The organism is Streptomyces sp. NBC_00286, from assembly GCF_036173125.1.
Taxonomy (GTDB): Bacteria; Actinomycetota; Actinomycetes; order Streptomycetales; family Streptomycetaceae; genus Streptomyces.
Genome location: NZ_CP108054.1, coordinates 9,081,097 through 9,093,438, shown reverse-complemented (window position 1 = coordinate 9,093,438; position 12,342 = coordinate 9,081,097). Strand labels below are relative to the sequence as shown.

At 68.9% G+C, this 12,342-nt stretch carries 11 protein-coding genes and 1 pseudogene; 5 read left to right on the top strand and 7 right to left on the bottom strand.

Annotated features, from left to right (window positions below; translation table 11 throughout):
- Position 1: 1 nt before the first annotated feature.
- The gene (locus OHT21_RS41020) at positions 2-709 is read right to left on the bottom strand and encodes a succinate dehydrogenase (protein WP_328773310.1); all 708 of its coding nucleotides are present in this window, start codon (positions 707-709) and stop codon (positions 2-4) included.
- Positions 710-792: 83 nt separating this feature from the next.
- Here OHT21_RS41020 and OHT21_RS41015 point away from each other — a divergent pair, with 83 nt between their 5' ends.
- Positions 793-1,674, top strand: a complete 882-nt coding sequence (locus tag OHT21_RS41015) for a LysR family transcriptional regulator (protein ID WP_328773309.1) — start codon at positions 793-795, stop codon at positions 1,672-1,674.
- Positions 1,675-1,864: 190 nt separating this feature from the next.
- On the opposite strand, the gene OHT21_RS41010 is transcribed toward OHT21_RS41015, so the two are convergent.
- From OHT21_RS41010 to OHT21_RS41000, 3 genes are all read right to left on the bottom strand, one after another.
- Positions 1,865-4,003, bottom strand: a complete 2,139-nt coding sequence (locus OHT21_RS41010; protein WP_328773308.1) for a putative bifunctional diguanylate cyclase/phosphodiesterase — start codon at positions 4,001-4,003, stop codon at positions 1,865-1,867.
- The gene (locus OHT21_RS41005) at positions 4,000-4,812 is read right to left on the bottom strand and encodes an SAM-dependent methyltransferase (protein ID WP_328773307.1); all 813 of its coding nucleotides are present in this window, start codon (positions 4,810-4,812) and stop codon (positions 4,000-4,002) included. The genes OHT21_RS41010 and OHT21_RS41005 overlap by 4 nt, the downstream gene beginning before the upstream one ends.
- 327 nt (positions 4,813-5,139) lie before the next feature.
- Entirely contained in the window at positions 5,140-6,141 is a 1,002-nt protein-coding gene (locus OHT21_RS41000) for an SCO0930 family lipoprotein (protein ID WP_328773306.1), read from the bottom strand.
- Between the two features lie 384 nt (positions 6,142-6,525).
- Here OHT21_RS41000 and OHT21_RS40995 point away from each other — a divergent pair, with 384 nt between their 5' ends.
- The gene (locus tag OHT21_RS40995) at positions 6,526-7,071 is read left to right on the top strand and encodes a hypothetical protein (RefSeq protein WP_328773305.1); all 546 of its coding nucleotides are present in this window, start codon (positions 6,526-6,528) and stop codon (positions 7,069-7,071) included.
- A 74-nt stretch (positions 7,072-7,145) separates the two neighbouring features.
- On the opposite strand, the gene OHT21_RS40990 is transcribed toward OHT21_RS40995, so the two are convergent.
- Complete coding sequence (locus OHT21_RS40990) at positions 7,146-7,640, bottom strand: hypothetical protein (RefSeq protein ID WP_328773304.1); 495 nt, start codon at positions 7,638-7,640, stop codon at positions 7,146-7,148.
- Positions 7,641-7,973: 333 nt separating this feature from the next.
- Between OHT21_RS40990 and OHT21_RS40985 the strand changes: the two genes are divergently transcribed.
- On the top strand, positions 7,974-8,636 hold the full coding sequence (locus OHT21_RS40985; RefSeq protein WP_328773303.1) for a class F sortase: 663 nt from the start codon (positions 7,974-7,976) through the stop codon (positions 8,634-8,636).
- Positions 8,637-8,752: 116 nt separating this feature from the next.
- Here OHT21_RS40985 and OHT21_RS40980 read toward each other — a convergent pair whose 3' ends face one another.
- Entirely contained in the window at positions 8,753-9,613 is an 861-nt protein-coding gene (locus OHT21_RS40980; protein WP_328773302.1) for a polysaccharide deacetylase family protein, read from the bottom strand.
- 194 nt (positions 9,614-9,807) lie between these two features.
- Here OHT21_RS40980 and OHT21_RS40975 point away from each other — a divergent pair, with 194 nt between their 5' ends.
- Positions 9,808-10,278, top strand: a complete 471-nt coding sequence (locus OHT21_RS40975; protein WP_328773301.1) for a universal stress protein — start codon at positions 9,808-9,810, stop codon at positions 10,276-10,278.
- 88 nt (positions 10,279-10,366) lie between these two features.
- Positions 10,367-11,085: pseudogene (locus OHT21_RS40970) on the top strand (amino acid permease); the annotation flags it as partial.
- Positions 11,086-11,093: 8 nt separating this feature from the next.
- On the opposite strand, the gene OHT21_RS40965 reads toward OHT21_RS40970, so the two are convergent.
- Positions 11,094-12,248 (bottom strand): CapA family protein, encoded by a 1,155-nt coding sequence (locus OHT21_RS40965; protein ID WP_328773300.1) that lies wholly within the window; start codon positions 12,246-12,248, stop codon positions 11,094-11,096.
- Positions 12,249-12,342: the final 94 nt, after the last annotated feature.

Sequence of the window (12,342 nt, the reverse complement as noted above, 5' to 3'; positions counted from 1 at the left end):
GTCAGCTCACCACTCCGGTCATCACGCCCACGGGTACGGATACGAAGCCCACCGTCAGCACCAGCGCGAGCACGCTGGCGATGGTCTTGAAGGCACGGTCGCGGGTGCGGCTGCCGACGCCGAGGGTCTGCGCCGCGCTCCAGAAGCCGTGCCGGATGTGCAGGCCGAGCGCGAGCACCGCGACGATGTAGATGACGTTGCCGTACCAGGTGGAGAAGGTGTCGATCACGTTCTGGTACGGGTGTCCGGCCTCGAAGCCGCCCGGGTGCACGGTGCCGGTCGTCAGGTCGAGGATGTGCCAGACGATGAACAGGCCGAGGATGATCCCGCCCCAGCGCATCGTCCGTGTCGCGTAGCTGGCCCGCGGCTTCTTGTGCACGTACTTGGTGGGCCGCGCCTTGATGTCACGGCGGCTCAGCTGGTACGCGGAGACAGCGTGCGCGACGACGGCGGCGACCAGGACGACGCGGATGATCCACAGCGCCCACTCGTAGTGCAGGAAGGGTTCGCCGAGGGTACGCAGGGCGTGCGCGTACTCGTTGAACTCGTCGGAGCCGAAGAAGATCTTCAGGTTGCCCAGCATATGGACGACCAGGTACGCCAGCATGATCAGACCGCTCACGGCCATGACCGTCTTCTTGCCGACGGAGGAGTCCCACATCGTGCGGGTCATGGACGGTTTTCGGTCCGTCCGCGTTAGCAGCGCCATGGCACGCACGCTAGGACCAGAGGTCCCGATCGGTCCAAGACATGGTCTGGCTGGTTTCAATAGCCAAGGCCTATGGTGGCGGAATGCAGTTCCAGCAGCTTCAGTACTACGTGGCCGTCGCCGAGACCCGGCACTTCACCCGGGCCGCGGACCTCGTCCATGTCGCGCAGCCGTCCCTCTCCCAGCAGATCAAGGCGCTGGAACGGGAGTTGGGGGCGGATCTGTTCCTGCGCGCACGCGGCAACATCACGCTCACGGACGCCGGCGAGGCACTGCTTCCGCTGGCCCGCCGCATCCTGGCCGACGCGGAGACGGCCCGGCACGAGGTAGGGGAACTGGTTCAGCTGCGCAGCGGGCGGGTGCGGCTGGGTGCGACTCCGAGCGTGTGCACCGGGCTGCTGCCCGATGTGCTGCGCACCTTCCACGACCGGTATCCCGGCATCCGGCTGCTGATCGAGGAGGGCGGCTCGCATGATCTCGTACGAGAACTCGCTCGCGGGGCGCTCGATCTCGCCCTCGTCGTGCTGCCGCTGCCTTCGCCGTCGCCCGCGCTGACCACCGTCGAGGTGCTGCGGGAGGACCTGGTGGTGGTGTCGTCCCCGGACGCACCGGCTCCGGGGCGGGGTCGTACGGTGCGGATTTCCGACCTGGAGGGTGAGCGGCTGGTCATGTTCCGGTACGGGTACGACCTGCGGGAGCTGACCGTCGCCGCGTGTCGCTCCGCTGGGTTTGAGCCGGACTTCGCGGTGGAGGGTGGGGAGATGGACGCCGTGCTGGGTTTCGTGCGGGCCGGGCTCGGCGTCGCCGTGGTGCCGCGCGTGGTGGCCACGCGGTCCGGGCGCGGGCTGAGGGTGACGCCCCTGGCCCCGCCGGGGCTGCACCGGACGATCGCGCTGGCGCACCGCAGCGATGTGGCTCCGCCTCGGGCAGCTCGGGAGCTTCAGCGGATGCTGCTTGAACGTTGACCTTTCGCGGGTCGTGCCGTCCCCTGGAGCGCCGTAGCGCTTGAATCGCCGTTCGGGATTGCGGGTCCGTTGTGGCTGGTCGCGCAGTTCCCCGCGCCCCTGATGGGGCGCCCCCGGAACCCCGCGGCTTCACGGAAACCGCCAGCCCGTCGCGCCCACGCGGCGGAGCCGCACCGGTTCTACCGAACCCTCAGCCCGTCGCGTCCACCAACGCCAGTTCGTGCAGGCGCTCCGGCGGACCCGGGCGGGCGTAGTACCACCCCTGGGCCGTGTCGCAGCCCAATAGCCGCAACTGCTCGGCCTGCGCACCCGTTTCCACTCCCTCTACCGTGACCGTGAGGTCGAGGCTGTGGGCCAGGGAGACGATTCCGTCGACGATCTTCAGGTCTACCGGGTCCGCCGGGAACTGTTGCATGCTCTGAGTGAAGGAGCGGTCCAGTTTGAGGATGCTGACCGGGAGGCGGCGGAGGTTGGCCAGGTTGGAGTAGCCGGTGCCGAAGTCGTCGAGGGCGATGTCCACGCCCATCTCGGCCAGGCGGCGCAGTGGCTTGAGGAGGTCGTCGTCGGCGCCGATCAGGGCGGACTCGGTGACTTCCAGGCAGAGGGAGTTCGGTTCGAGACCGGCGCGCTCCAGGATGTCGACCGTGTCGGCGACCAGGCCGGGGTGGGTCAGCTGGCAGGGCGAGAGGTTCACGTTGATGCGGAACGGGCCCGCCTGTTCGCCGTGACGTTCCTGCCAGTCGCGGGCCTGGCGGACCGACTGTTCCAGCACCCAGCGGCCGAGCGGGACGATGAGGCCGGTGTGCTCGGCGAGCGGGATGAACTTGTCGGGGCCGAGCACGCCGTGCTGGGGGTGCAGCCAGCGGACGAGGGCCTCGGCGCCTCGTACGCTGTCGTCGCCGAGGTGCACGAGCGGCTGGTACTCGATGAAGAACTCGCCCCGGTCCAGGGCCGCGGGCAGTGCCGTGGTGAGTCCGTGGCGGGTGATGGCGCGGGCGTCGGCCTCGGGGTCGGCGAGCTCGTAGCGGTTGCCGCCCGCCGACTTGGCGCGGTACATCGTGATGTCGGCGCTACGTAGCACCTCCGCCGGGCCGCGTTCGCCGGCCGGACCCTCGACGATGCCGATACTGCCGCGGACGGTCAGTTCCCGGCCGTCGATACGAACCGGGGTGACGAGGGCGTTCATGATGCGGTCGGCGAGCGCGTCGACCTCGGTCTGGGTGTCGGGCCCGGTGGTCAGCGCCACGAACTCGTCGCCGCCGAGCCTGGCGACCATCTCGCCGGGCGCGGTCGCGCAGGACTGCAGCCGGTCGGCGACCTCGACGAGCAGCCGGTCGCCGGCGGCGTGCCCGAGGCTGTCGTTGATGGTCTTGAAGCCGTCGATGTCGAGATAGCAGAGCCCGAAACGCATGCCCTCGCCCGCGGACAGCGCCTTCTCGAGCCGCTCGAAGAACAGCGTGCGGTTGGGCAGTCCGGTGAGGGCGTCATGGGTCGCCTCGTACCGCAGCCGGAGGTTGAGCAGCCGGCGTTCGGTGGTGTCCTCCATGAGGGCGAGCTGGTACTGGGGCTCCCCGTCGGCGTCACGCAGCAGAGAGACCGTCAGATTGGTCCACAGAACCGTTCCGTCAGGCCGGTAGAACGCCTTCTCCACGTGGTAGTGCTCACGGTCGCCGCGCACCAACTCCTCGTACAGACGCCAGACTTGAGGAGCGTCGTCGGGGTGCGTCCAGTCGACCACGTTACGGCCGCGCATCCCTTCCTCGGTGCCGCCGAACATCCGCAGCAGGGCCTTGTTCACCTGGACGATGTTGCCGTCGAGGTCCGCGATGCCGATGCCGATGGCCGCGCCCTCGAACACCGCACGAAGCCGCGCCTCGGTCGCGTGCAGCGCCTGGGCGACCACTCCCTGGGCCTGGAGGGCCGCTCGCGCGATGGCTTCCTGTTCGGCCAGCGTCCGCTCCCGCAGCGCCTCGGCGAACCCGGCGGCCATGGCGTGCTGCAACCGTGCCGAGCGGCTGCGCAGGTCCTCCTTCGGGCCGTCCCCGCCGCAGTAGAGCACCAGGTAGGCGTCCACGCAGTCGAGTGCGCGGCTGAGCGCCTCCGGCTCGGTGCAGTGGGCGTCGATCAGCGCGGCGCCGACCGCCCGGGCCTCGGCCGCGTCGAACGTCCTGGCTCGCAGCGCCTCGCTCAACCGCCGGGCGAGCGGCAGCAGTTCCTGCTCCAGCTCGGGGCGGGTCAGCGATGTCGCCGTGTGCGGGAAGACCGCCCGGCTCCAGATAGTCGCGAATCTGCGGAGTCTGTCCTCCGGCCCGTCCGGCTCCGGGGTCACGCCGTGCGCCCCACGCCGGCGAACCCGGAAAAGGCATACGGATCCTCGTCCTCGAGTGCCGTGTCGGGCCGCCATTCCGGCATCGGCACCAGTCCGGGTTCCACCATGTCGTACCCCTCGAAGAACCGCGCGATCTCGTCGCGCGAGCGCATGATCAGCGGATTGCGAATGTTCTTGTAGACGTCGACCGTCCCTTCGGCCCGCTCTGGGGGAAGCGGGATGCCCTCGAAGGAGGCGTGCGTGACGACGAGCAGGCTGCCCGGCGCGAGCGCGTCGCGCAGCTGTGCCACCGCCTCGTACGGGTCGTCCTCGTCCTCCACGAAGTGAAGTATGGCAACGAGGAGAAGCGCTACTGGCCGATTCTGGTCGATCAGACGCTCAAACTGAGAACTCGCCAGGATCTCCTGGGGCTTGCGCAGATCAGCGGCGACGACGCCCGCGTCCTCGTTGCCCTCCAGTACGGCTTCGCTGTGCGCGACGGCGACCGGGTCGTTGTCGACGTACAGGACACGCGTTCCGGGACGGGCGCTCTGGGCCACCTCGTGGACGTTGCCGAAGGTGGGGATGCCGGAGCCGATGTCCAGGAACTGGGTGATGCCCTCGTCCACCGCGAAACGGACGGCCCGGCGCAGGAAGGCCCGGTTCGCCTGCATGATCTTCGGAAGTCCCGGCATGAACTCCATCGCCTTACGGGCGGCTTGCCGGTCGACGTCGAAATTGTGCGATCCGCCCAGGTAGTAGTCGTAGATGCGGCTCACGCTGGGCACCGAGATGTCGATGCCACGCGGGGCCCAGGCGGGACGCTCCATGTGTCTCTCCAGGCGTAGGCGATCCGGTGTTCGAGCTGAGGCTACTGATCGCCCGCCAACGGGGCGAGCGGAAACGGAAATTGACCATCCGTTCCCGGTCACTGCCTGGGGCACATGCGGATGTGATGTCGCACAAAATCGTTCCGAAACCCTGAGAGCGGCGAAAAACGGCCAACCCCCTCCGTGCGGTGCGGAGGGGGTGGACCGGGGGTTGAGCGGTTGCTCAAGTTCCTTGCGGCGTGTCAGTTGTCTGCTTCCTGGCGACCACTCCCTTCCGTGGATCGAGTGCTGTGTGGTCTGTCGTGCTCGGTTGCCGGCTGCCGCTGTCTACTTCTTCTTGATCGCGCTGCCGTCGGGGGCCATGGCGTACCAAGTGCCGCCCACGCCCTGGCCGTTGGTGTCGCCGGGCTTCTTGTCGCCCGCGAAGGTGTACATCGGCCAGCAGTCGATGCTCTGCTGCTTGATTCCGTCCGGACGGTTCAGGACGACGTAGCCACGGCGGCCGTCGACCTTGTTGTCGATGCCCTTGGTGTCGGCGGCGTCGACCGGCTCGACGGCGGGCCACTTCGCCAGGCACTCACCGACGCAGTTCGACTTCATCGGCCACGGGACGTCCTTCTCGAAGCGGTAGACCGTCATACCGTTCTTGTCGACGACGACCTCGCCGAGCTCGGGGTCCTCGCGGGTCGAGAGACCCGGCAGGTCACCGGCCTCCGCCCCGGCTCCGGCCTCGGCTTCATCACCGGCTCCGGCCTCCGCGGCGTCGGCCGCCGCCTTCTTGCCGCTGGGCGCCGACGCGTACCAAGTGCCCTGCACACCCTGGCCCTTGGTGTCACCGGCCTTGGTGTCCTTCGCGTACCGGTAGAGCGGCCAGCCGTCCAGAGTGAGCTGCTTCGTACCGTCGGCCCGGGTGACCTCACCGAGCAGCGTCTTGTCCATGCCCGCCGCAGCGGTGGCGTCCGAGGCCGGGACCGGGGGCCAGGCCGTGGCGCAGTCGCCGTCACAGTTCGACTTCGGCGGCGAAGCGGTGTCCTTGTCGAAGCGGTAGAGCGTCATACCGGCGCTGTCCGTGACCACTTCGCCGAGGGCCTTGTTCTTCTTCACGGCAAGCTGGCCGGCGGTCTGCGCCTGCGCACCGGCACCGGCCTGGTCCGCACCCGGGGTGGGCGTGCTCGTACCGGCCCCGTAGTCATTGCCAACCCCGTTGGCGGCGGGGGCCGCCCCCACGTTCTGGCTTCCCGTGTCAGGAGTGTCCGAGCCGCACGCAGTCGTCAGCGCCAGGGCCGCAGCGACCGCTACGAGGGAGGCGCTCCGCCAGGAGGTCTTCATGTTGGGTAACTCCCCGCTAATCACTCAGATGTTGCGGCGCACCACCGCGCCGCGTATGGCCCTAGGTACGGGTGAGAACATGGAGAGCGTTCAACCGCCTTACAAATTTCTTTCAGTGACGCCTGTGCACCGTGAGACGACGCCTGTGCACCGTGCGCGGACGCCTGCGCACCCTGCGCCACATGTGACTCGCCGGTAGCCCGTCGGCCCCGAAATGGCTTGTTCTCGCCGCTCTCCCCCCGTCGCCACGGCGTCCGGTGCCCCATTCGGGCCACTGCGATCGCGCGCGCGTGCGGATCTTTTTAGCGTTTCGACCATCGAGGTGCATGTACGGCGCAAGCGGAAGAGGTCCGCGGCTGCTCCTCGGGACCCGGAGGATTCACCATGCGCGCGATACGCCTCGCTTCGGTCGCACTGCTGGGCGCCGGCGCCCTGGCCCTGGCCGCACCGGCGGCCGTCGCCGCTCAGAGCGGCGAACGCGGGACCCACTCTTTCGGTTTCAAGGTGTCACCCACGACCGTCGCCGCGGGCGACGACGTCACGCTGGACGTGTGGGGCTGCGAGACCGAGGTCAAGGTGTTCTCGGCTGCCTTCGACCCCATGGTGATCCCCAAGGGAGAGAACTCGGCCACGGCCACCGTCGGCTGGGACGCCGAGCCCGGCGTGCAAGAGGTGACCTTCCAGTGCGGGAAGGACTACGGCACCAAGGACCTCACCGTCGAGGCCGAGGAGCCGGTCCGGGACGAGTCGCGCACGTACGCCGACAAGGGCGTCAAGGCCGGCGCCGGTGGCACCTTCGCCGGCTTCGACGTCGGCGATATCGGCCTCGGCCTCGCACTCGTCGCGGGCTCGGTCGGCGCGGCGTACCACTGGTCGCATCGCCGCACCGCCGACGAGGACAGCAACTGCCCCGGACACAACTGGCGTTGACCTTCCAGCGCTTCGCCCCGGACCGTACGTACGGTCCGGGGCGAAGCGCTGGAAGGCGTGAGGCGCGTACTCCGTCAGGCCTGGTTCTCGGAGCGGCGGCGCATCCAGAACACCGCGCCGCCGACGAGCGCGAGGCCCATCAGGCCGCCGCCGATCGCCATGTCGGTGGGCGTGGCCCCACTGGAGCTGCTGCCGCCGATACCGCCCTGGGCGCCACCGATGACGGTGAACGCGTTGTCCTTGGTGAGCGTCTTTCCGTCGCAGTCGACCGTGATGTGGTGGGGACCGCGCCTGGCGTCCCGGTGGACGGTCGCAACCCCCTTGGCCGTGTCGCTGCTGTGGTGGATCGGCCTGAGTTCCGTCCTCGGGAACGCGTCCGACGTCATGTGGCCGCCCTTGGGGCACCCGTTGACTGTGACCGTCAATTGCCCACCCGGGGCGATGACGCTGGGCATGGCGACGATGTTGCTCGGGTGGTGAAAGCCGTCCCTGGCCGTGGCCGTGGGGGCGGCGAGCCCGAGGGTGAGGAGGGCTGTCGCTGAGACCGCCAGGGCACGAGTGGTACGCATGTGATCCTCCGCGGAAGGCGCCCCGGGAACCGTCCCCAGGTCGAATCGGCGAGAAAACGCCTCCCAGACGAACCCTCAGATGTCGTGTTCGGGTGCGCATTTCGAGAATGGTCCGTCCTGGTGAGGGGATACGCCGCGGATAGGGTTCGCATTCTGATATTGCCGCAGGTCACGGACCGTCAGAAATTTCTGGACGGTGGAGACCCGGATGGGGCACGGGCCCCGGAACGGCCACCCGTTCGCGCGTCTCCCGTCGCCTGCCGGGAGCCTTGGACTTAGCGTTCTCGTATGCGCGAGTGACGCGGCGACGGCCGCGTCGAGAGGGGTTTGCGAATGTCTGCGTCAAAGCTGGCCGAAGAGGAGGAGCGGCAGAGGAAGCGCGCTCCCTGGGGCGTGCTGGCACTTGTTCTGCTGACCGGTCTCGCGCTCATTCGCAATGGCTCGGGGGAATTCGACGTGGGTCCTCCGCAGCCCGCGACGGCGGCAGCCGCGAAGAGCCGGCCCCCCTCCATCGCCCGCTCGAACGGACCGGCCCCCCTCCCGTTCTCCGTGGCCGACCGCATCAGCATCCCCGCGATCCAGGTCGACGCCCCCGTCATGCCGGTGGGCCTCGACGTGGAGGGCTGGGTGGACGCGCCCCCGCCCGAGGACCCGAATCTCGCGGGCTGGTTCACCGGCGCCGTCTCGCCCGGCGAAAAGGGCACGGCCGTGATGGTCGGCCATGTGGACAACAAGCAGGGTCCCGCCGTCTTTTACGGTCTCGGGGCCCTCAAACCGGGACATCGCGTAGAGGTCAAGCGCAAGGACGGGAAGCTCGCCGTTTTCGACATCTACGGAGTCGACGTGTTCGACAAGAACAACTTCCCCGGCGACCGCGTCTACGGCGACACCGGAGTTCCCGAATTGCGCGTCATCACCTGCGGAGGCGGCTTCTCCCCGCAGAACGGCTACGACGGGAACGTCGTCGTGTTTGCCCGTCTGGTCGAGGTTCGCTGAGCGTTACCCGGGCAGGACGGGCGAAATCCCTGTGGAGAATTCCACTGGCCGGCTCATTGAATCCGCGGATTCTCCTCCGAATCCGCGGATTCACGCATGCTCAGATCCTCATCGGGTCACGTGAACTGCCGCCGGGGCACCGTGAGGTGATAGCCCGAGTCCAGCAGTCGCGGCAGATAGTCGCGCAAGGCCCGGACGCTCTGTGAACGGTCGCCGCCCGCGTCGTGCGCGAGGACCACGACACCCGGGGCCGCGCCCTTCATGACCCGGCGCTCGATGGTGCGGGCACCGGGTTCCTTCCAGTCGAGGGTGTCGACGGTCCAGCCCAGCGGTTCCATGCCGAGTTCGGCGCCGAACTCGAAGACGGCCCGGTTCCAGGCCCCGTACGGTGCGCGGAACCAGCCGGGCCGTTCCCCGTACGTCTTCTCGATGATCTCGCTGGTGCGTTCCATCTCGGAGCGGATCGCGGACCGGCTCAGCCGGGTCAGCAGCGGGTGGGACCAGGTGTGGTTGCCGACGATGTGTCCCTCGTAGGCCATCTTCCGGAGCATGTCCCTGTTCTCGGCGCTCTCGGCGACCATCGCGCCGCACACGAAGAACATCGCACGGACGTCGTGGGTCTTGAGGGTACGCAGGACAGCGGGGGTGTAGCGGGGGTCGGGGCCGTCGTCGAAGGTCAGCACCATGGTGGGGCCGCGTCCGACGATACGCAGGAACGGTTCATGCCGTACGAGGGTCCGTGCCGCCGTGCCGCGTACGGGGCCGTATCCGGCGATGGGCCGGAGCCGGTAGGCGGAGGGCCGCAGGGCTCCGGTCTGTGGGGCGCCCGCGGCGGGGGTAGCGGCGGGTCCACCCGGGGGCGGGGCTGGATCCGCGGCAAGGAGGCGAGCCGTACCGGCCGCTCCCGCCGCCCCCAGGACGGCGGCGCTCCCGACGAGCAACGCCTTGCGCCGAGAGAGCATTTGATCCTTATTCATGATTAATCAGTCACCCGGCCGTCGCCCAGAACCGCACACAGACACCGGTACGGCCGCACGAAAACACCCGTTGGGATCACTTTGGCAAGGCACACGAGCGCAAACGGTAGCGTCTCTTCACGCACCGTCAGTGCATGTGCTCGGCCGGTTCCCCGAGCGTGGCGGGACCTGCGCCCTCCGATAGCCTCGGCGCCGTGACGGAACAGCAATCACCAGGGCACTCGGGGTTCGAGCGGGGCACGGACGGGCCGAAGGTCATCGTGGCCGGCGTGGACGGTTCCGACTCCTCGTTGCGCGCCGTGGCCTACGCAGCCGGTCTGGCCCGGCGGCAGCGGGCGCTGCTCGCCGTGGTGTACGTCCAGCCGGTGCTGGCGGCGGGCATCGCCGCCGGAGCCCCGGTCGCCGACACGACCGACGAGATCGCCAAGGGACTCGTCCGGGACATGCGCGAGGCGACCGAGCAGGTCAAGGACATATTCGACATCCGCTGGGAGTTCCACACCTTCCGCGGCGACGCGTACAACGGCCTGGTGACCGCTGCGGACCAGCTCAAGGCGGACGCCGTCGTGGTGGGGGCGTCCGAGCAGTCGGGGCACCGCTTCATCGGCTCGGTGGCCGTCCGCCTCGTGAAGGCCGGTAGATGGCCTGTGACGGTTGTGCCGTAACCGACGCGTAGCCCCTTCCGTCACCGCCGCCCCAGGTTCATCCTGAACCTGCCAAAAGCCGTTTACCATCTGCGAAGAGGTGAGGCGCATGGCCGGGCTCAGAATGGGCGAGGGAATTCTCCGTCGCAAACCCATCGAACGTATCGAGGAGACGGAGGCCGGCGAGGGCGCTCGCCTCGATCGCTCGCTCGGCCTGTGGCAACTGACCGCGATCGGCGTCGGCGGCATCATCGGTGCGGGCATCTTCACGCTCGCCGGCACGGTGCGAACGGGACGGCCGGGCCCGCGGTCCTCGTGTCCTTCCTCATCGCGGGCGTCGCAAGCGCCGCGGCGGCGCTGTCCTACGCGGAGTTCGCGGGCCTCATCCCGAAGGCGGGCTCGGCCTACACGTACGGCTACGCGGTGCTCGGCGAGTTCGCGGGCTGGTTCATCGGCTGGGACCTGCTCCTCGAGTACACGGCGATCGTCGCGGTGGTCGCGATCGGAATCTCCGGGTACTTCAGCTTCCTGGTCGGCGAGATGGGCGCCGATCTGCCCAACTGGATGCTGGGCGCACCCGGCACCGGCGACGGGCACAAGGTCGACCTCTTCGCGGCCGTGCTGTGCCTGCTCATCGCCTATCTGCTGACTCTCGGCATCAAGAACGCGGCCCGCTTCGAGATGATCGTCGTCATCCTCAAGGTCCTGGTCGTGCTCCTGGTGATCGGCGTCGGTGTCTTCCACATCGACACGGCGAACTACAACCCGTTCTTCCCGTACGGGGTCGGCGGGGCGTTCACGGGCGCGGCGACGGTCTTCTTCGCGGTAGGCCGGGCCTACTTCCCCATGACGAGCCCGTCCTCGGCCGCACCCCGGCTGAGGACGACCTGGCGGATCCGGTCGCGTACGGCGCTCTGGTCCTGCCTCTCGTTCAGGTTCACGACGCGATGGGTGCCGGTGTCGAACCACTGCGGTACGAACTCGGCCTTCTCGACCTTCCACCGGCCGCCGGGTTCGGCGGGCGGGGCGAAGGTGAAGCGGCCGATGGTGCTCTCGTTGCCGCGCGGGTCGTGGGCGCCACTGTGGTTGACCATCGCTCCGGCGATCTGGTCGCCCATGCCGTAGACGACCCACGTGCCGTTGACCTTCTCGTAGGCCTGCGGGACATGGGCGTGGGTGCCGAGGATCAGGTCGATGGCGGGGCGGCCGTCCGTGCGGGCTTCGGTGAGCTCGTGGCTCAGCCGCAGTTGCTGTGCGTCGGGGGCGTCCTGCCATTCGCTGCCCCAGTGCAGGGAGAGGACAACGACGTCGGCGCCCGCCTTACGGGCGGCGCGGGCGTCCGCGAGGATCCGGTCACGGTCGATCAGGTTCACCGACCAGGGCCTGCCTTCGGGCAGCGGGATGCCGTTCGTGCCGTACGTGTACGCGAGGTGGGCGACCTTCGCGGGGCCCGCCCGCAGGAGTGTGGGTGTGCGTGCCTCTTCGGCGGTGCGGGCGGATCCGGCGTGCCGTACGCCCGCCCGGTCGAGTGCGTCGAGCGTGCGATGGATGCCGGCGGCGCCGTCGTCGAGGGTGTGGTTCGAGGCGGTCGAGCAGGCGTCGTAGCCGGTGGCGGCGAGGCCCGCGGCCACCTCGGGCGGCGATCTGAAGAGGGGGTAGCCGGAGTAGTCGCCGTCCGCGCCGTACACCGTCTCCATGTGGCAGATCGCCAGGTCGGCCCGGGCCACGACGGGTTGGACGCCCGCGAGCATGGGCCGGAAGTCGTAGCCGCTGCCGCCCGCGTCCGCGTTCGCCTGGCGGATGACCGAGCTGTGCGGCAGGACGTCGCCGGAGGCGACGAGCGTGAAGCGGGCGTCCCTGCCCTGCGGCGCGGGATCTCCGGTCCGCGCGGGCGGCTCCGGGTTCAGCTTCCCTTCCTGGCAGCCGACGGCTGCGGTGAGAAGCAGGACCGTCAGGGCCAGTGTCGTGCGTCTCCTGCGTGCGCTCTTCAAGTCGGCTCCCAGGTGGTCGTATTTGATGAATAATCGCTACGAATCCACGCAGAAGTGACACAGGGATCAAGAAGCCATTCCGGCCAGGTCGCTG